This window comes from Streptomyces sp. R-74717 (genome assembly GCF_047305335.1).
GTDB lineage: Bacteria > Actinomycetota > Actinomycetes > Streptomycetales > Streptomycetaceae > Streptomyces > Streptomyces atratus.
In genome coordinates, this window is sequence record NZ_CP102361.1 from 3,410,779 (window position 1) to 3,430,136 (window position 19,358).

13 protein-coding genes and 1 pseudogene are annotated in these 19,358 nt (G+C 71.8%); 9 read left to right on the forward strand and 5 right to left on the reverse strand.

Features of this window, described 5'->3' with window-relative positions; genetic code table 11:
* The first annotated feature begins 24 nt into the window (after nucleotides 1-24).
* The 8 genes from NRF20_RS15280 (at nucleotide 25) to NRF20_RS15315 (ending at nucleotide 9,396) form a co-directional block, all read left to right on the forward strand.
* Entirely contained in the window at nucleotides 25-2,205 is a 2,181-nt protein-coding gene (locus NRF20_RS15280) for a HEAT repeat domain-containing protein (protein WP_413752744.1), read from the forward strand.
* On the forward strand, nucleotides 2,202-2,531 hold the full coding sequence (locus tag NRF20_RS15285) for a zinc-ribbon domain-containing protein (protein WP_413752745.1): 330 nt from the start codon (nucleotides 2,202-2,204) through the stop codon (nucleotides 2,529-2,531). Before NRF20_RS15280 ends, NRF20_RS15285 begins: the two co-directional genes overlap by 4 nt.
* Nucleotides 2,532-2,632: 101 nt before the next feature.
* Entirely contained in the window at nucleotides 2,633-3,409 is a 777-nt protein-coding gene (locus NRF20_RS15290; RefSeq protein ID WP_398631076.1) for a hypothetical protein, read from the forward strand.
* Nucleotides 3,406-4,773, forward strand: a complete 1,368-nt coding sequence (locus tag NRF20_RS15295) for an ATP-binding protein (protein ID WP_413752746.1) — start codon at nucleotides 3,406-3,408, stop codon at nucleotides 4,771-4,773. The genes NRF20_RS15290 and NRF20_RS15295 overlap by 4 nt, the downstream gene beginning before the upstream one ends.
* A gap of 122 nt (nucleotides 4,774-4,895) precedes the next feature.
* Nucleotides 4,896-6,275 (forward strand): FtsW/RodA/SpoVE family cell cycle protein, encoded by a 1,380-nt coding sequence (locus tag NRF20_RS15300; RefSeq protein WP_413752747.1) that lies wholly within the window; start codon nucleotides 4,896-4,898, stop codon nucleotides 6,273-6,275.
* 118 nt (nucleotides 6,276-6,393) lie between these two features.
* On the forward strand, nucleotides 6,394-7,851 hold the full coding sequence (locus tag NRF20_RS15305) for a peptidoglycan D,D-transpeptidase FtsI family protein (protein ID WP_398631079.1): 1,458 nt from the start codon (nucleotides 6,394-6,396) through the stop codon (nucleotides 7,849-7,851).
* A gap of 4 nt (nucleotides 7,852-7,855) precedes the next feature.
* Complete coding sequence (locus NRF20_RS15310; RefSeq protein ID WP_398631080.1) at nucleotides 7,856-8,923, forward strand: amidase family protein; 1,068 nt, start codon at nucleotides 7,856-7,858, stop codon at nucleotides 8,921-8,923.
* Nucleotides 8,920-9,396, forward strand: a complete 477-nt coding sequence (locus NRF20_RS15315; protein ID WP_398631081.1) for a DUF3291 domain-containing protein — start codon at nucleotides 8,920-8,922, stop codon at nucleotides 9,394-9,396. Before NRF20_RS15310 ends, NRF20_RS15315 begins: the two co-directional genes overlap by 4 nt.
* Nucleotides 9,397-9,419: 23 nt before the next feature.
* Here NRF20_RS15315 and NRF20_RS15320 read toward each other — a convergent pair.
* A pseudogene (locus NRF20_RS15320) lies at nucleotides 9,420-9,575 on the reverse strand (ADP-ribosylglycohydrolase family protein); the annotation flags it as partial.
* Nucleotides 9,576-9,693: 118 nt separating this feature from the next.
* Here NRF20_RS15320 and NRF20_RS15325 point away from each other — a divergent pair.
* Nucleotides 9,694-10,578 carry an alpha/beta fold hydrolase gene (locus tag NRF20_RS15325; protein ID WP_398631082.1) on the forward strand — a complete coding sequence of 295 codons (885 nt, stop codon included), beginning with the start codon at nucleotides 9,694-9,696 and terminating at the stop codon, nucleotides 10,576-10,578.
* 205 nt (nucleotides 10,579-10,783) lie between these two features.
* Here the strand turns inward: NRF20_RS15325 and NRF20_RS15330 are convergent, their stop codons facing one another.
* From NRF20_RS15330 to NRF20_RS15345, 4 genes are all read right to left on the reverse strand, one after another.
* The gene (locus NRF20_RS15330) at nucleotides 10,784-11,992 is read right to left on the reverse strand and encodes a hypothetical protein (RefSeq protein ID WP_413752748.1); all 1,209 of its coding nucleotides are present in this window, start codon (nucleotides 11,990-11,992) and stop codon (nucleotides 10,784-10,786) included.
* A gap of 475 nt (nucleotides 11,993-12,467) precedes the next feature.
* Nucleotides 12,468-14,477 carry a hypothetical protein gene (locus tag NRF20_RS15335; RefSeq protein WP_398631084.1) on the reverse strand — a complete coding sequence of 670 codons (2,010 nt, stop codon included), beginning with the start codon at nucleotides 14,475-14,477 and terminating at the stop codon, nucleotides 12,468-12,470.
* A complete protein-coding gene (locus tag NRF20_RS15340) occupies nucleotides 14,474-17,482 on the reverse strand; it encodes a helicase HerA domain-containing protein (RefSeq protein WP_413752749.1) in 3,009 nt (1,002 codons plus the stop codon). The genes NRF20_RS15335 and NRF20_RS15340 overlap by 4 nt, the downstream gene beginning before the upstream one ends.
* On the reverse strand, nucleotides 17,479-19,335 hold the full coding sequence (locus tag NRF20_RS15345) for a hypothetical protein (RefSeq protein ID WP_398631086.1): 1,857 nt from the start codon (nucleotides 19,333-19,335) through the stop codon (nucleotides 17,479-17,481). The genes NRF20_RS15340 and NRF20_RS15345 overlap by 4 nt, the downstream gene beginning before the upstream one ends.
* Nucleotides 19,336-19,358 lie beyond the last annotated feature (23 nt).

The following is a 19,358-nucleotide window of genomic DNA, read 5'->3' on the forward strand; positions in this document are numbered from 1 at the left end:
GGAATTGCGTGGGGAGGCGATGGCGTGTTCGCAGGGATCGACGAGGTCGACTGGGCCTCGATGGAGCATGCCTACGGGCCTGCCGATGATGTGCCGTCGATGCTGCGGGGTCTCGCGTCCGCCGATCCGGCGGAGCGCGAGGCGGCGCTGGACGGCATGTACGGGGCCGTTCACCACCAGGGTGATGTGTACGCATGCACGCTGGCCTGTATTCCGTTTCTCTTCGAGCTGGTCGGGGATCCGGGCGTTCAGGACCGGGGCAGCATCGTCGAGCTGCTCACCAGCATCGGCGGCATCGATCTGGACGGGGACGACGAGGACGAGATCGACGAGGACGAGATCGAGGGCGCGGCGAACTACGCGATGGCGGCGACCGCCGTCACCGCGGGTGCCGGGGTGTTCTTCGAGCTGATGGCCGACGAGGACCCGGGCGCGCGGCTCTCCGCGCCTCTGGCGCTCGCCACGCTCCACAGCCACCCCGTTCAGGTCCTCGCGCTGCTGCGGGAGCGATTGCCGGTGGAGCCGGCCGAGGAGGTACGGCTCGCCCTGGTCGAGGCCGCGGGGCGGGTCGCTCTGCGGCATCGTGCGCTGGCCGGGCAGGCGGCCGGCTGGCTGACCCGGCTGACCGGTGAGGGTTTCCCGCCGGGGTTGCGGCTCGCCGCGCTGGCCCAGTTGGCGCGGTGCGCGCCGGATGAGCTGCCGGGCGATGTCGTACGAGTGGTGACGGGGCTGCTGCGGCAGCTGCGCTCGGTGCCCGTGCGCCGGGCTGGGGCGGCTCCCGCGGTCGATGCGCAGGCCGGTTCGGCCGAGGCAGTCGCGGCCGTCGACGCGCACTCGGAGGCGGCCGGGACCGGGGAGCCGCCCGTCGAGGAGCGGGCCGCGCCGGTGACCCTGGTGGGGCAGTTGCGGGGGCTGTCCGACGAGGAGACTTCGGGGCGCACCGCCCCCTGGACGGCGGACCTGCTGCGAACGCTGCATGTCGGGCTCGACGACCGGGTCGCCGAGCGGACGGCGCTGCTGACGGATCAGCTGCGCAGCCCCGACCACCAGCAGCGGATCGACGCGCTCCGGATGAGCAGCGGGCTGATCCGGGCCTGGCGCGGCTCGTACGAGGAGCTGGTCCGGCTGGTGGGTGAGCAGCTCGCCACCCCCGAGCCGCGGCTGGCCGAGACCGCCGCGCATGTGCTGGAGGAGCTCTTCGGGCTCGCCGCGCCCGCCGCCGATGCGCTGGCGGCTCGGGTGGCGGCGGACCCCGGCGCCTGGGTTCAGGACTGGCCGAGCGGGCCTCCGGGGCTCGGCAGCGCGGTGAAGGCGCTGGCCAGGCTGGGGGATGCCCGTGCCGTGCCCGCGCTGGCCGCCGCGCTGGAACGGCCCGAGGTCCCGCACGATGTGGGATTCGCCATCGGCTGTCTGGGGACGGCAGCGGCCCCGCTGACCGCTCTGCTGCGCCGCAGGCTCGGCGAGGTCCGTCTCCACGAGGGGGGGTACGACCAAGCGAGCCCGCTGTTCACGGCGCTGACCGCGCTACGGGCGGACGAGGCGATGCCGGAGGTGCTGCGGATGCTGCGCGGTGCGCCGGAGTACCGGGGCGAGTGGCTGCGTACGGCGGCGCTGCGGGCGCTCGGTTCGTTCGGGCCCGCGGCGCACAGTGCCGTACCGGAGCTGCGTGTTCTGCTGCGCCGTCCCGGGAGCACCTCGGCGACGGAGGTCGCGGAGGCCCTGTGGGCGGTCGACGGGGACGCCGACGCCGTGCTGCCGGTGCTGATCGAGGGCCTGCAGGCGGAGCGGGCCCACGAGCGGCGCTCCGCTGTGAACGCGTTGGGCAGGCTCGGGACGCGGGCGGCGGTGACGGCGCCCCGGCTGCGCGCACTGCTCGGGCACGAGGAGCTGTGGCTGCGGGTGGATGCGGCGATCGCGCTGTGGGACGTGTCCGGGCGGGCCGAGGAGTCCGTGCCGGTGCTCCTGGCGGCCTGGGAGCAGAACCGTCATGTCCGGGTCCGGGTGGCGGAATGTCTGGCGCGGACGGGTGTCGCTGGTGCAGGGTCGGATGTGGCACGTGTGCTGCGCGCCGAACTCGCCTCCGTACGCCGTCACAACGCGATGGACGGTGGATACGGCAGCCACGACACATACGAGGACGAAAAGCTGCTGGCGCTCTGCCGTCAGGCGCTTCTGGGTAATACGGGGAAGGGACCCACAACGTGATCATTTTCGGTACGCGGGGTTATCTGTACCAACTGGCCATCCTGACGATGGTCTGCGGCTGGTGCGGCAACCCGGCCGCTCACACGCTGCGCAAGCGGGTCACGAAGTTCACGCTGTTCTTCGTGCCGCTGTTCCCGTTCTCGACGAAGTTCGCGACGCAGTGCACGTTCTGCGGCGGGGAGCAGCAGATCCCGAAGGAGCAGGCCGAACAGGTGCTGGCGCAGCATGCCGCCTCGCAGGACGGCAATCCGTTCGGGCAGGCGCAGGGACAGGGACAGCCGGGATACGCGCCCGGCGGACAGGGTCAGAACCCGTACCAGCGCTGAAGCAGCATCCCGGACAGCGCCCCAACCGGCACTAAATAGACAAAAATGACTTCCTTCCGAATAAGGTCTATGAGGCACAGACCACGGGAAGGGAGGGTGCCATGCGTCCTCATCGCCGACTGCAGCGCCGCACGGCGGCGGCCCTCGGGGCCGTCGTCGGCGCAGTGCTGCTGGGCGGCTGCGGCACCGGCGGCGGGCTGCGGAGCGCCGGAGCGACCCCGACCGCCATCGGGCCCGCCCGGCTCTGGCCCGAGCTGCCGCCGGCCTCCGCCGCCCCGTACGACTACGGCGAGGGCGAGACCGCACACATCCCAGGGATCGAGGTGCCGGACGGCGATGTGCACCGGCTGGATCCGGTGGCGGTGGTGCAGGCGGGCCTGAAGGCCCGGCCCAACCGGTCCAGCGGCACGGCCGGCCTCCCCGCCGACACAGTCCGCCACATCGTCGCGTGCCATACCGAACCGGCTTCCTGTCCCGTGCTGCAGCCCTACTTCCGCGATCTGACGGGCGACGGCAAGGACGAGATGGTGCTCGGCGTCCGACTGCCCGGCCGCCAGCTCTCCGTACGGGTCTATATGCCGGAGGCGGGCGGGCTGACCCGGATCCTGTCCACCGCGGACGCCGTGATCAGCGTCGAGCTGGCCGGGCGGGATCTGATCATGCGGGTGCCGTCGGCCATCACCGGGTACGAGTACCGCACCGCCTGGTCCTGGGACGGCAGGCAGCGCGCGATGCTGCCCACCCGGGACGAGATCCTGCGGATGCCCGCGTCCCGGGCCCCGCAGCCGCACCCCACGACCACCGGTCCGACAACCGGATCCACCACCGCCGGCCCCACCGCCACACCGTCCGTCGGCGTTTCCGCGGAGCGCCGATGAGGCGGCGCGGGGCCGGGCGGCACGGAACGAAGCGGCGCGGGCTGCGCGCGCCTGCCTGGACCGCGACGCTCACCTGGAAGTCGGCCGTCTTCATCACCGTGATGTGCTGCGCCCTCGCCGCGCTGCTGAGCGTGCTGGTCCACACCGAGGTGACCCATCAGACCGTCCGCCAGGCCCGCGAACAGGCGCTGTCCCGGCTGGAGGACGTCACCGCCGCGTACGAGACGGGCGAGCCGCTCCCGCCGGGTTCCGGCATCGACCCTCCGGGACTGCCCGCCTCCCTGCGCGCACTGGCCGCGGGCGGCCACCGAGGCACGCTCGTCGCCCATCACAACGGGCATCCGGTCATGTGGGCGGCGGCTCCGGCCGACGGCCGTGCGCTGGCCACGGAAGTGGACTACAGCCAGAGTGCCCGCACGATCAACAATCTCGACGGGGCGATCGTCGGCTCCTCCCTGCTGGCCACCGGCGCCACCCTGCTCGTCGGCGCGTTCGCCGTCACCCGGGTGACCCGGCGGCTGCACCAGACGGCCCGGGTGGCCCGCCGGATCAGTGCGGGCGATCTCGACGCCCGCGTCGGCGACCCGCGCACGGCGGACCCTTCGCGCCCGCAGGACGAGGTGGCGATCGTCGCCGGTGCGCTGGACACGATGGCGTCCACGCTCCAGCGCAAGCTGCTGACCGAGCAGCGGTTCACGGCCGATGTGGCGCACGAGCTCCGCACCCCGCTGACCGGTCTCTCGGCCGCCGCCGAACTGCTGCCGCCGGGGCGGCCCTCCGAACTGGTACGGGACCGGGTCCGGACGATGAGGGGGCTGACGGAGGATCTGCTGGAGATCTCCCGGCTGGACGCCCGTACGGAGCAGGTCGATCTCGACGTCCACGAACTGGCGCCGCTCGTCGAACGCGTGGTGGGCGCATCCGGAACGGAGACCAGGATCCATTTCGGGAGAACCGCCGCAGGGCGACCGCAGGAGCGCGTACAGGTCGAGACCGACAAGCGTCGCCTGGAGCGGGTGCTGGGCAATCTGATCACCAATGCGCACAAGCACGGCCGCCCCCCGGTGGTACTGACGGTCGACGGACCGGTGGTGACCGTACGCGATCACGGGCCGGGATTTCCGGACTATCTGCTGGCCGACGGCCCGCAGCGGTTCCGTACCGAGGGCGGCGGCAAGGGACACGGTCTCGGGCTGACCATCGCCGTCGGGCAGGCGGAGGTGATCGGCGCCGACCTCACCTTCTCCAACGCCGAGGACGGCGGGGCGGTGGCCCGGCTGACGCTCCCCGAGTACGTACGGCTGGACGACGAGGTGCCGGAAGGCCGGGACGAGCCGGAATCCGGGCCGCATCACGAGGAGTGAGGGGGCGTCAGCCGGACACCCGCCCGACACCTGCCGCCGGGCAGACACTCATGAACACGTCTGTGGACATACCCGCTATGACATAAGGGAAATAAACACCACCTCTTGCTACGTTGCGTGGCATGACCGCAACGACGGCGGACGCACCCCCGCCCGAACTACGTCTGCCCAAGCGGCGCGGAGTCGAGCTGCTGCTCCTCGTCGGGGCCGTCCTCATCTCCGTCTACGGCTACGCCGCCGTCGGCCTGGCCAGGAACGACGCGGTCCCGCCCGATGTGGCCGGTTACGGCGCGGGCCTCGGGCTGCTCGCCCTCCTCGCCCATCTCGCGGTCCGCTTCCGTGCCCCGTACGCCGATCCGCTGCTGCTGCCCATCGCCGTACTGCTCAACGGGCTCGGCCTGGTGCTGATCTACCGGCTCGACCTGGAGACCCCGAAGGACCAGGCGGCCCCCACCCAGCTGATCTGGTCCACGCTCGGCGTGGCGCTCTTCATCGGGGTGGTCGTCTTCCTCCGCGACCACCGGGTGCTCCAGCGGTACGCCTATCTCTCGGTCGCCGCCGCCCTGGTCCTGATGATCGTGCCGATCTTCTTCCCCGCGGTGAACGGCGCCAAGATCTGGATCCGGGTCGGCGGATTCTCCTTCCAGCCGGGCGAGTTCGCCAAGATCCTGCTCGCCGTGTTCTTCGCCGCGTATCTCGCCGCGAACCGCAACGCCCTCGCCCACACCGGCCGCAGGATCTGGAAGCTCCAGCTCCCCACCGGCCGGGTGCTCGGCCCGATCGTGGCGATCTGGCTGCTCAGCGTCGGTGTGCTGGTCCTGGAACGCGATCTGGGCACCTCGCTGCTCTTCTTCGGCCTCTTTGTGATCATGCTGTACGTGGCGACCGGCCGGACCGGCTGGATCGCGGTGGGTCTGCTGCTCGCCGCCGTCGGCGCGTTCGTCGTCGGCTCCCTCGAACCACATGTGCACAGCCGGGTCCAGGACTGGCTCGACCCGTTCGCGTCCATCGACGCTGGCCGGGGCCCCAGCCAGCTGGCACAGTCGCTGTTCGCTTTCGCCGCGGGCGGGATGCTCGGCACCGGGCTCGGGCTCGGCCACTCCATCCTCATCGGCTTCGCCGCCAAGTCCGACTTCATCCTGGCGACCGCGGGCGAGGAACTCGGCCTGACCGGACTGACCGCGGTCTTCCTGCTGTACGCACTGCTCGTCGCCCGCGGCTACCGGGCCGGCCTCGCCCTGCGCGACCCGTTCGGGCGGCTGCTGTCGATCGGTCTCGCCTCGATCCTGGCGCTCCAGGTGTTCGTGATCGCGGGCGGGGTGATGGGACTGATCCCGCTGACGGGCATGGCGATGCCGTTCCTCGCCCAGGGCGGTTCGTCCGTCGTCACCAACTGGATCATCGTGGCGCTGCTGATCCGGGTCAGCGACCAGGCCCGCAGACCCCGCCCCGACCAGGTGGAGACCGGAGTCATCGCGCCGATGGCGGAGGACGAGCTGTGATCCCGTCCCCGCGCACTGCGACCCCGCCCCCGCGAACTGTGATCCCGTACCCGCGGGCCGTGATCCCGTACTCGCGGGCCGTGATCCCGTACCCGCCGCGAACCCCGGAGGCCAGGCCGTGATCCGCTACATCCGCCGGGCCGCCGCGCTCTGTCTGCTGCTGCTCGTGGCGCTGCTGCTGAACGCCGCCCGCATCCAGGTTTTCGATGCCGACAGCCTGGACAACAATCCCGCCAACCGCCGCCTCACGATCGCCCGTTACAGCCAGCCGCGCGGCAACATCCTGGTCGGCGGCAAGTCCGTCACCGGCACCGAGGACACCGGCGAGCAGCTCAAGTACGAGCGCACGTACAGATACGGCCCGCTGTACGCACCGGTGACCGGCTACGCCTCGCAGACGTACGGCACGACCCTGATCGAGAACGCCGAGGACGGCATCCTCTCCGGCACCGACTCGATGCTCGCCCCGTTCCCGCTGTGGAACGAGATCACCCGCAGCCAGCAGCCCGGCGGCAATGTCGTCACGACCATCAAGGACTCGATGCAGCGCGCCGCCTACGACGGGCTCGGCGGGCGGCGGGGCGCGGTCGCCGCCGTCGAGCCGTCGACCGGCAGGATCCTGGCGCTGGTCTCGACCCCTTCGTACGATCCCGGGCTGCTCTCCGGCACCGGTTCGTCGGTCACCGACGCCTGGCAGCAGCTGAACGCGGCGAAGAGCCAGCCGATGCTCAACCGGGCGATCCGGCAGACCTATCCGCCGGGCTCCACCTTCAAGATCGTGACGGCGGCGGCCGCCCTCGACACGGATGTCGTCACCGACCCCGACAACGAGACCGACACCCCGTCCCCCTATGTTCTGCCGGGTACGTCGACCACGCTCCCCAATGAGGCGGAAGGCTGCGAGAACGCCTCGCTCGCCGAGGCGATCCGGGTCTCCTGCAACACCGTGATGGCGGAGCTGGGGGTGCGGGTCGGGCTGAAGGGCATGGTGGCCGCGGTGCGGAAGTTCGGCTTCAACGACACCGGGCTGAAGATCCCGTCGGGGGTGGCGAAGAGCAACTTCGACACCGAGATGTCCGACGACCAGCTGGCTCTCTCGTCGATCGGGCAGTTCGACACGACGGCGACACCGCTCCAGATGGCGATGGTGGCTTCGGCCGTGGCGAACGGCGGCGACCTCAAGTACCCGTATCTGGTGGACCGTACGACCACGAGAAGCGGCTCGACCGTCCACCGGAACGGCTCGCACACCTACCACCAGGCGATGAGCCCTCGGACGGCCGTGCAGCTGCGGCGGATGATGGTCGACGTCGTGGAGCAGGGCACGGGGTCCAACGCCGCGATCGACGGGGTGGAGGTCGGCGGCAAGACCGGCACCGCACAGCACGGCATCGACAACTCGGGCAGGCCCTACGCCTGGTTCATCTCCTGGGCACAGGCGCAGGACTCGGCGCAGCCGGCCGTCGCGGTCGCCGTGGTCGTCGAGGACGCGGCCGCGAACCGGGCCGACATCAGCGGCGGCGGCAGCGCGGCCCCGATCGCCCGTTCCGTCATGCAGGCGGCTCTGGGAAAATGACCGCGTGACGGATGCGGGCGAGGTGGGCCGGGCGCTGGAGCGGATCGGGCGCGAGGATCCGCGCCTGTGCGCGTTCATCGAGGTGTGGCCCGAGAGGGCGCTCGCCGACGAGGATCGGGCCCGCCGGCTTCCGCTGGCCGGTATGCCGTTCGCCGTCAAGGGGCCGGCCGGTATCCGCTCGTACGCGGCCCGGCGACTGGTCGCGGCCGGTGGCGTCCCGGTCGGCGCGACCTCGGTGCCCGGCCCCGGCACACCCTGGCAGACCTGGGGGCTGGGCGCGCACGGCCGTACGGTCAACCCGTGGCATCCCGAGCGCACACCCGGCGGCTCCTCGGCGGGCTCGGCGGTGGCGGTCGCGGCGGATCTGGTGGGGCTGGCGACCGGCAGCGACGGGGCGGGGTCGGTACGGATTCCGGCGGCGTGGTGCGGGGTGTTCGGCCTGAAGACGACGAACGGCCTGCTGCCCTCCCCCGACCGGTCCGGGCTCGCCTCCGCCGGGGTGCTGACCCGTTCGGCGGCCCAGGCCCGGACCTATCTGAGCTGTGTCCTGGACGGCTGCGGACCGGCGACGGCGGACCTTCCGATCCCCGCTGTCTTCAGCCCCGATCTGGGGTACGCGGAGGTCGACCCGGAAGTCGGGTCGGTCGTCCGGCGAGCGGTGGGGCGCCTCGTGGCGGGCGGGGTGGTGCGGCTCGTGGACCGTACGTGCGAGCTGCTCGACCCGCGAGAGGCGTGGCAGGCGGTCCGGGGCGGCGAGCCGTCCCCGGCCGCCACGGAGATCCGCCGCGAGAACGACCTCCGGCTCGACGCCCTGTTCTCCCGTATCCCTCTGCTGCTCACCCCGACCACTCCCAACCGCCCGCATGGCCACGACGGTCCGGGCGATCTCTACTCGACCGCGCTGACCTGGGCGTTCAATCTCAGCGGGCATCCCGCCGCGAGTGTGCCCGCCGGGTTCACGGCGGACGGCTGCCCGGTCGGACTGCAGTTGGCCGCAGAGCGCGGGGCGGACGTCTCACTGCTCGGAATGGCCCTTGCGGTGGAGAACGTGCTGATTACCGTGCGGTCATGACTCACATCGACCGACAGACCGGCCATGAGCTGGCCCAGGTGAACATGGCCCGCCTCAGATTCCCCCTGGACTCCCCCGAGCTGAAGGACTTCGTCGACGCCCTCGATCCGGTGAACGCGGTCGCCGACCAGGCCGCCGGCTTCGTCTGGCGGCTGCAGAGCGAATCCGGCAACGCCACCGACGTACCGGTCTTCGGGGACACCTGGCTGATCGTGAACATGTCGGTGTGGCGCGACACGGACGCACTGACGGCGTTCATGTACCAGGGGCAGCACCGCGAGCTGCTGGCGCGGCGGCGCGAGTGGTTCGAGCGGGTGGAGGAGGCCATGACGGCCCTGTGGTGGGTGCCGACAGGCGTGCGCCCGACGGTGCAGGACGCCGAGGAGCGCCTGCTCCATCTGCGCGAACACGGGCCCACGGAGCGGGCGTTCACTCTGCGGAAGTCCTTCCCGGCACCTGCCGCGACGGGCTGACCGGGCGGTCGGGCGGCTCCTCGGGGGGTGCGACGCGCCCTGCTCTCGTCGAATGCCTGCCGGGGCTCGCGGAAGAGAGGAAACCACCGCTCGCCGAACGCATCGCCCAGGGCCAGTGCTTCAAGGCTTCGGCGGGCGGCTGGGGAGCCTGCGGTGAGGGGCGGGGGCGGAGTCGTCATACGCGCCATCCTTCCGGGACCGTCGGACGGCGTACATCCATTATGGCCCTGGAAAGTGCCCCGTTCCGTCATGCTGTCGAATGATCTCGAGCCGCTTTTCGCGCCCTACCGTGGCTGCATGACCGTTCTTCATGTACGCGACCACGGCGGCCCCGACGACGGTGACCGGCCGGTCCTTCTCCTGCTCCATGCGGCCTCGCGTTCCCTCGCCGACTGGGACGCCGTCGCCCCGCACCTCACCGCCGGCCACCGGGTGCTCGCCGTGGACCTGCCCGGGCACGGCCGCAGCGCCGCTGCGTCGTGGTCGTTCGACGCGGTGCTGAGCGACCTGGACGAGACCCTCGCCGCCCTGGAGGTCCCGGGCGCCGTGGTCCCCGTCGGGCATTCGCTGGGCGGGATGGTCGCCGCGCTGTACGCCGCCGAGCGGCCGGACCGGGCGTCGGGGGCGGTGAACCTGGACGGCTTCTGGTGGGGCACGCCCGCGCAGTACCCGGGGCTGGACCCGGACGAGGTGACGCGGCGGCTGGCCGACATCGGGGACATGGCCCGGGCGTCGGCGGGACAGCGGATGCCTGCGCAGTACGTGAAGCAGCAGGCCACGTACAGCATGGGGCTGGGCATCCCCTACGAGCGGGCCGAGGCGTCGTTCCGCGCGAGTGTGCGGGAACTCGACGACGGCGGCTGGCAGTTGCTGCCGGAGCGGGAGTGCGCGCTGGAGATGCTGGATGCTCTGGACGGCCTCGATCTGTTCGCGCTGTTCCGCCGTGTCCCCTGCCCGTTGCTGCTGGTCCGGGCCCTGCACCGGGTGCCGCCGACGCCCGGCCTGGAGTGGCTGGACGAGCTGTTGGAGGCGTACGGGCAGGGCCTGGCCCGGGATCTGGCGGAGCTGGCGGCGGAGCGGGCGGGCGTCACGGCCCAGGGCATCGGGGCGACGCACGCGCTGCTGCTGGAGGTTCCGGAGCAGGTGGCCGAGCTGGTGCGGGGATTCGTCTCGAGGCTCTGAGTCCCGGGTCCCCGTCGGACGGCCGTTCTGTCCTCAGCGAGTTGTTTTCATCCTGTAGTTGCAGGTCACGGGGCTGGAACACCACTCACGGCCGCCCGTTGCCCCGCAGAACTCACACCCCTCCTTCGATGATGGCCGAGTCCGCCGTCAGGGCGGCCGACCTCTCGCGGAACCCGACCGTGCTGCTGCCTGCTTGGATGCTGCATCACTCTCCGACGCGGTGGATGAATATCGGCGTGGTCAATTCAATGTTGGCGTTACCCGGATCTTTGGCACGCCTCAACAACTCCATGGCCCTATGATTTCCTTGCCCTATCACACCCGGCTGGTCAACGTGTGTCGAGATGTACTGCCCGTCACGAGGGGCGAAAGCAGAATTGATCAGGTCGTCGTCCGACCGACCTTTCGCGTTGACATCCTTGTACCCGATGGTGGGATTTCCGCGCGTCAGATCAAGCAGGTCGCCGACTGTTGCATTCGCTGCGGGACGTGCTCCTTCCAGACTCCGGTAAAAGCTGCGGTTGCTTGACCAGGGCTCCATGGGCCTCCCTGCCAACCGGCGTCCGAGATAGGTGTTGTTCGCCCAGTTCCTCATCGCTCCGATCGCTTGACGTGCTCTTTCTTGGATGCTCTGAGGTGGCCGCCCGGAATCGCTCTTGAGTGCCGCATCTATCTGAGCACGGGGCCCGACTTCCTGTCGGCGGTCCGATGCTCCCTTCTCCTCGGTGCTGCGGACGGCGATGGTGTCTTCGGGTTCCTGGAGCTGGGTGTCGTCGTCGCCCGATTCCGGTACGGCGTTTTCGACCCCTTCTTCGCGCTTGACGTCTTCCGTCGTGCCGTTCGACCCGTCAGCCTCGGATCCGTCGACAAGTTGATCGGCCGTTTCGGCCTCCGGCGACGAATCGTCGGCATCTTCGGCAACGCGCGCTTCCGTCAGTTCCACCGACTCCCCGACAAGCTCGTCCGTATCCCTGTCGTCGGACGCGGCCTCGGCCTCGTCCGGAAGGCGGATGTCGTCGGGGGCGGGGGCCTCGCCGGCTTCGTCGGTCGGGAGGGCCTGATCGCCTCTTACCTCGGTCCCCGGCGCGCCGCCGGTGTCCGCCGAACCCGGACGGTCCGGGTCCGAGACCGTGTCCGTATCCGCGGTGGGTGTCGCCGCGTCCGGCTGCTGCACGTCGCCCTGTTCGACGGGCCTCGGTTCCTCTTCAGGCATGCCTGACTGCTCGGGCCGACCTGTCTCGGCGGATGCGTGGTCCGAGCCGTCCTGCGCCTCGTCCGCAGCCTCGACCTGTTCCGGACGCTCGGCTGCCTCCGGAGCCCGGGACAGGTCTTCCGCCGGGTCGACCAGCTGGGTGCCCTCCGGCACTTGCTCTGGGTTCGGGGAGTGCAGTGCCGTCGGGGAGTCCTCGATCACCGGGTCCGACGTGGCCGAGGAGTCCGGCCGGTCAGGCGGGTCCGCGGACACCACCGGACCGGGCGGCTCGGTGGTGTCCGGGGGTTCCTGCCCCGCCGACGACGGCTCGTCCGCAGGCTGTTCCGCCCTCGTCTCCTGCATGCCGACGTCGCCGTCCGTCAGCTCCTCGGCGGCGGGCGTGGGCTGCTCGTCCGTTGCGTGCTCGGGCTCCGGGACGTCCCCGTCCCCTGCGTCGTCCGCCCCATTCCGACCGACGACCTGCACACCAGTGACCTCGTGAGCCGCTTCCGGCACGTCCCCGTCCCCGGACGCCTCCGCGTCGACCGGAGGCGGAGGCGGCGGGGGAGGCGGCGCGTCGGAGATGCCACCGAGTTCACTCATCAACGCGTCTCCCTCTCCCCGGCGCACACCTGCGCCACCCACACCGCCGTCGTCCCGACCCGCACGCTCCCGCCGTTCATGTCTGGCCCTTCCCCTACCTCGGCCCCTTGTTCTTCCCAAGGCCCAGACCCCGACGCTGTTCCAGACTCCTCTGCGGGGCCTGTGTGACCTCGGGCACACTGGGCACGTGGTTCACGGCGGTCCGGGCCAAGTCGCGGCCACTCGAAAGTCCCACCAGCGCACGCGCTGCTTCGGCGTCTCGCGCGCTCGGTCCCTGGCGTTCGCCGCGCTCCTGGTCCGGCCCCTCCCGGCCTTCGGCCGCCTGGTCCAGCCCCACCCCGTCTTGAGCCGCCCGCGACGCCTCGTACACCTCTTGGGCCGCGACGGCTCTGGCCATGTTGGCCCCGCGCATGCGCTCGACATCGGGGTGGAGTTCGAGCCCTTCGACCTTCAGCTCCTTCGTGTAGGTGTCAGGCCCGTCCTCGTCGTCCCCGTTTCTGTCGTCCCTCGGTGGCGCACCGGGGTCGGGACGGGTGTCGGCCGTGTCCACGTCGGCCCTGTCCGCGTCGGCCGTGTCCGCGTCGGCCGTGTCCGCGTCGGCAGGCTGGGGACGGAAGAACTGGCGCCGCGGGTGCTCGCCAGGTGTGCCTCCGTCGTCGGGGTCGGGGCCATCGGCAGCAGCGGCAGAACCCGGGTCGTCGGGATCGTCCGGGGGCACCCCGGCGCCCCCGCTGTCCGTTGCCGTCTCCGCGTCCGCCGACTGGCGTCCAAGGTTGAGCCACGGATTGGTGGGCTGCCCCTCGAGCGTCCCCGTCTGCTCGCGCTCCCCCGCGTACTCCGCTGGCGGATCACCGTCCTCCCACTCTCCATCCGACGGCGCGTCGGTGGGAGGCGGTACGGCGTCCGAGCGCGTATCCGGCATCCGGTCGCCGTCCGCTCCGGCGCGGAGGGCATCAGCGCGGGCGTCGAAGGATGCGCCGGCGGCGGCCTCGTCCACGGCGTTCGCGGCTTGCTCGACGAGGTCCACGGTGGCGTCGAGCCCCGTCTCGACCACCTTCGCCGTGCTCTCGGCCAAGCCGCCCATCGCGTCGCCCAGTTCGTCGTTGGGGTTCGCCTCGTCGCCGTTCCCCGCCGCCCCGGCCTCGGGGGCGGCCTGAGGGTCGGTCTCGGCCCGCGCCGGGCGGTCCGGGTCCGGCGTCTGTGCGTCCGCCTCCTGCCGGTTGGGCTGCTCGGACGGCTGCGCCTTCTCCGCGGTGATGTCCTCCGGCTCCGTGGCCGGCTCGTCCGGTGGCGGGTCGACCGACGGGGCGGCGTCCTGCGCACCCTTCGCGCCCTGTTCGCCGGATTCGGGCTCCGGCTCCGGGGAGTCCGGGTCCGACGGCGGATCCTCGGTCACCTTCTCGGCCGTGGGCTGCTCCGTCTGCACCTCGTCCGTGCCGACGTCACCGTCCGTCAGCTCCTCGGCAGCAGGCCTGGGCTGCTCGGACGGCTGCACCTTCTCCGCGGTGATGTCCTCCGGCTCCGTGGCCGGCTCGTCCGGTGGCGGGTCGACCGACGGGGCGGCGTCCTGCGCACCCTTCGCACCCTGTTCGCCGGATTCGGGTTCCGGCTCCGGCTCCGGGGAGTCCGGGTCCGACGGCGGATCCTCGATCACCTCCGGCTCGGACGGTTCAACCGGGTCCGGGGAGTCCGGGTCCGACGGCGGATCCTCGATCATCTCCGGCTCGGACGGTTCAACCGGCTCCGGGGAGTCCGGGTCCGACGGCGGATCCTCGATCACCTCCTCGGCCGGGTCCGGAGTATCGGGCACCGACGGCGGATCCTCGGCCGTGGGCTGCTCCGTCTGCACCTCGTCCGTGCCGACGTCGCCGTCCGTCAGCTCCTCGGCGGCAGGCCTGGGCTCGTCCGTTGCGTGCTCGGGCTCCGGGACGTCGCCGTCCCCTGCGTCGTCCACCCCCTCCTGGGCGGCGTCCTGCGCACCGGTGCTCTCGTCGGCCTCTGCCGGCACGTCGCCGTCCCGGGACGCCTTTGTGTCGACCGGAGGCGGGGGCGGTGGGGGTGGGGGAGCGTCTGCCACGCCGGGCGTAGCACCGAGTTCGCTCATGAACGGGCCTCCCTCCCCAGGGCGCACACCTGCGCCACCCGTGCCGCCGTCTCCGCCACCACCGACCGCAGCCTCGGCCCCTCCGCGCAAGCCAGGGCGAACGCCCGCCTGACGTGCTCCTCCGTCGTGCCGCCCGTCACCGCCACCACCGCGTCGCGCAGACCGCTGCGGTCCACGTCGCCGACCCGGGCATGGACCTTCTCCGGCCCGTACCCCGGCAGGGCGCGGACCTGGAGGCGGTGGTCAGCCCCGGAGGTGCCGGTCAGGACCAGGCCGCGGGACGCCCATTCGGCCGTGTGGTCCGGGTAGCTGTGCGGCCCGTCCGGATCAGCCTTCCGGGCCCGCTGAATGGCTTCCAGGACGTCCCGGAAGCGGTAGTTGGCGTACGTGTAGCGGCGCGGGTCCCTGGTCGGGGCCGGGGTGCCGAGCAGTGCCGCGGACAGCGTGGCGTACAGGCGCTCCGCAAAGTCCCCCGGGTCGACCTCGTCGCGCATCAGGGACTCGCGCGCGGAGACGGCCCGTTCCACCGCGTACACGAGAGTACATTCCAGGTGCCGTTCGGGGAGTGCCTTCAGCGAGGCCCGGACCGCGTCGGCAGGGCCGGGGGCGGCCTTGCCCATTGCCTGGGCCGAGGCGGCCACGTCCGTCCAGATCAGGGGCAGGGGCTCCACGGAGCGGTGGTGGGAGTCGTTCATCGTGCGCAGCGTGCACGGTTCGCGACGGCAGGAGGCTCCGCAGAGCGGGCTGCGGCTGCCCAGCAACGGTGGCTCAGCCGAGGCCTCCTTCGCGCTTTCGTCGTGCTCCCCGTGCGGGATCGCCGTCAGAACGGGCCGGTCCATGCCGTCGGCGGCGACGGCCGCGCGTCCGGGCGGCAGGGCGACTACGTTCTCGCTCTGCTCCTGTTGGAGGTTCATCGTGGCGCCGACCGCCCGGCGGTCGTCCTCCGCCGGGAGCCGGTGCATGATCTTCAGCGCGCTGTTCTTGATCACGTCGGGCAGGATCTTGCTGGGGATCTGCTCGACGATGACGACGCCCTCGCCGTACGCCCGGATCTCGGCCAGGAGCGAGGCGAAGAGCTCGACGGCCGCGGCCGCGGGGCCGTCCTCGACGTTCTTCAGGAGCCGGTGCGCCTCCTCCACCACGAGGACGTGACGCAGCGGCACTCCTCCGGCACCGTGGTGGACCCTCAGGTGTTCGACCAGGCGGATGAGTACGGCGCCGATGAGGAAGGCCTTGTCCTGGTCGTTCGTGATCGTTTCCAGTTCCAGGACCACGTTCCCGGCGAGCAGCCCGGCGATGTCCAGGGGGTGGCCGCCCTCGAAGAACCGGCCCGGCGCGCCCTCCCGCAGCGAGCCCATGCGGACGTCGACGAAGCCCCGTACGTCCGCGGTGACTTCCTTGCCGTACCCGATCATCTCCACGACCTGCCGGGCGGTCGCCTGGAGCTCGCCCAGGGTCGGGTAGACGGCCGTGCGAGGCTCGTCCGGCTCGCTCAGCACGTACTTCGGCTTGTGGGCCGGGCGCGGCTCGCCGGTGACAAGGTCCCATCCTGCGGCCGTGTAGCACTGGGACAGTGCCCGCGACAGCACTTGCGGGAAGGGCTCGTGCCCCTCGAACGCCGCGAGGAAGAGGGCCCGCACGAGGTCCACGTGGCTCTGCAACGGGAAGCCCGGCTCGGGCTCCAGCGGGTTGAGGGAGGCGGGGGCCACGTCCACGTCACCGGGCCGGATCACGGTGACGCGCCGGGCGCGCTCGGGTCCCCCCGCCGCGGCGAGGCGTCCGGCGATGCGCGCGTACTCGGCCTTCGCCGGCTCGACGGCCAGCCAGGGGATCGGCCGTTCGTGCGTGGACAGGGCGGTGAGCAGGGTCCGCACCGTCTGGGACTTGCCGGATCCGGTCGCTCCGCAGACAAAGGCGTGCCGGTTGAGGGTGGAACGCGAGACGTGGAGCTGGTCGGCGGGCGAGAGGGCCTCGTCGAGGATGTCGCCGATGAGGAAGCCGTCCGAGGCCTGCCCCGTGTCGTCCGAGGTGACGTCGAAACGGTTCGGCGCCACCGTACGGATCCCGGGCAGTTCCCTCTTGGGCGGCCGGGCCAGCGCCGCGACGAGTTCCGCGGGAGCGACGAAGGGGACGCTGCCCGGTGGTCCGGATCCGGAGGCCGGCTGCGGCGTGACTGCGGTCAGTGCCTCGGCGAGCGGTACCGGGTGCCGCGCTGGTACGAGGACGTACGGCAGGTCGTCGAGGTCGCCCGCGCCGCACAGCAGGGCCGCCGAGGCGAGCGCCGACTCGGGCCTCTCGGCACCGACCAGTACGCGTACGTTCCACACCCCGGTGGCGAGTGCCCGGGTCAGCTCGCGGTAGCGGGCCTCGGCCCGGTCCGCCGCCACCCGGTCGGCGGCGGAGTTCTCGCGCTGGCGCAGCCGCGGCAACTGCACGGCGAGTGCCGCGCGCTCCTGTTCCAGTCGCTCGTACGGGACAGGCTCGGCCAGGACGAGCCAGGCGAAGGCGTCCGGAAGGTGGGCCACGGCATCGTCGAACGAGCTGCGGCGTTCGGTGGGCAGGGCGCGCTCGTCGTCGCCCAGGCGCAGGGCGTCGTGGGATCCGGGGCAGGGCAGCCAGCACGGCATCCGTTCCAGCAGCGCGCCGGCCTCGCCCGGCGGGACGTCCCGGGCCGTGGACCCGGGCGGGTAGCGCAAGGGGCGTCCCGCGCCGTCCTCGGCGGGTTCTTCGCCGGCGGGCGGGAAGTGGGGCGCTCCACCCACAAGGAAGTGCAGCGGCCGGTGCCGGCCCGGGCGGATCCATGCTGCCGCAAGCCCTGTCGGGTGCCCTGACCCGTGGTGGGAGAGCACGGCGTGGGCCGCCGTCACCGCGGCGGTGAGCTGGGCGGCCGTACGGTCATCCGCACGGGGGTCCTCCGGCCGCCGGGGCACGGTGAGCAGGCGGTGGAAACGGTACGCGTCGAGTGCGGAGGGCCGGCCCGGGCCGGCCCCGATGCCTGCGCTCACGTCAGGCTCGCGCGGGGCCGGGCGGACAGCCGGGGCAGGAAGTTGATTCCGGGGTTGCAGTCCCCGAACACGACGCGACGGCCGCCCGGACCGGCTTCGACGAGGACCAGTCCGGTCACCGGAAGAGCCTGGAGCTGGGTGGGCTCGACCGCGAACTCGTAGACCCGGCTGAGATTCTCGCCGTTCGTCGTCGAACGGGCGGTGGAGGTGTTCGTGGAGTCCTGCCAGCTGCGGGAGAGGGAGGTCGAGACGGAGCGTGAGCTCCCCCAGGTGCTGCCGGACATGCCGCCACCCCGGTTGAAGCCGTCCGTGTCCGACACGCCCCGCTGGTAGCCGTAGCTGCTGCCGCGACCCTCGGTGAGGGTCTCCCCGATCTGCCGGGTCAGCTGGTTCACGAGGAATTTGTGTTCCTGCCCGATGAACTGCGCGGCTGCCTTGGCCTCCTCGCCATTGCCCATGCGCATGAACACCGTCGCGCTGTCGGATCCACCGGCCACCTGGACGGTGCCTTCCCGCAGGTGTTCGAGCAGGAACACGAGCCTGATCCCGGCAGTCCTTGCCTCCCGGGCCATCGATTCCAGGGCGTCGCGGCCGAGATGGTCAGCTCCGGCGACGACGAGCGTCCCCGATCCGTGCGGCACGGCACGCGTGCGCAGCGCGTGGAGCAGCCGGAAGAACACGAAGCGGTCCGTAAGGTCCTTGCGGCGGCGCACGGAGTCCTCGGTCGTGACGATCGTCAGCCCCGCAGCCTGCCACCAGTCCGCTGCCCGGCCGCCGGGGACCGCAGCCTCTTCCCCTCTCGGCGTGAGCAGTTCTGTCTGCGCCCGTACGTAACGGAGTTCGTTCTGGACGCGCTCGCCCTGGCCCAGGAGGTCGATGGCCCGGGTGATCGACTCGACCTCGGAGGCACTGAGCGCGCCCGGTGCGTCCGGGGCGGCGTCGTAGACGCGGAGCAGGACGCGCAGGCCGGCGGCGAGGCGGGTGAAGGTCACCGGTCCTTCGAGCAGTTCCGCGACGGTCTGGACCACGTCCACGTCGATGGTGTGGAGGTCCACGTCGGCGCCGGGCGGGCGCATGGTGCCCACCGCTTCCGCCATTGTCTCGGCCAGTTCCTCGGGAGTGAACTCCTCACGGAGATCGACGTTGAGCAGGGCGCCGGGCATGGGCACGTGCGCGACGGCGATGTCGCGGCGTGCGGCGAGCCCGGCCAGTTCGAGTGCGACGGCCTGCTGGGTGAGGTCGAGGACGACGAGCGACTGACCGCTGCCGAGGAGCGGCCCGCCGACCGTGGCGAGCAGGCTCGCCCAGCCGTTGCCCGTGCCGCCGAAGACGTCGATCCGGCTGGGCCTGGATGCCAGGGAGAGCGGGAACCAGGTGTCCAGCGTCTCGTTGTGCCGCAGGTGTTCCGCGCGGTGGGCGTCGATCCGGCTCTGCCAGGCGCGCCGGCGCTGCTCGTAGTCACGCCGGGCGTGGGTGCGAGCGGCCTCCAGGCGGCTTCGGGCGGCCCTCAGCCTGACGCTCGGGGAGCTGGCGATCAGTACGGCGATGACGAGGACGACGACGACCGCGGCGACGACCGCTCCGCCGGCGATGAAGGCGACGACGCCTGCCAGCAGCAGGAGGCAGCCGGAGCCCTTGTTCTTCTTACCGGTCATGGCCCGCTCCTCCATGGCGCGGACCTCGCCGCCGGAGGGCTCGGTGTACGCGGGCGGGTTGTGGGCGTCCCGGTGTGCGGGGGGCTCGGGCGGCTGGACGAACTCCCAGCCCCAACGCTCGTCCCCGGTGAAGACGCGCAGTGCCAGTTCCGCACCGGCATCCGTCTCGCTCCGGGTCTCGCTCTCGGCAGCACTCATCAAGGCCCCCCGTTCGATGTGGG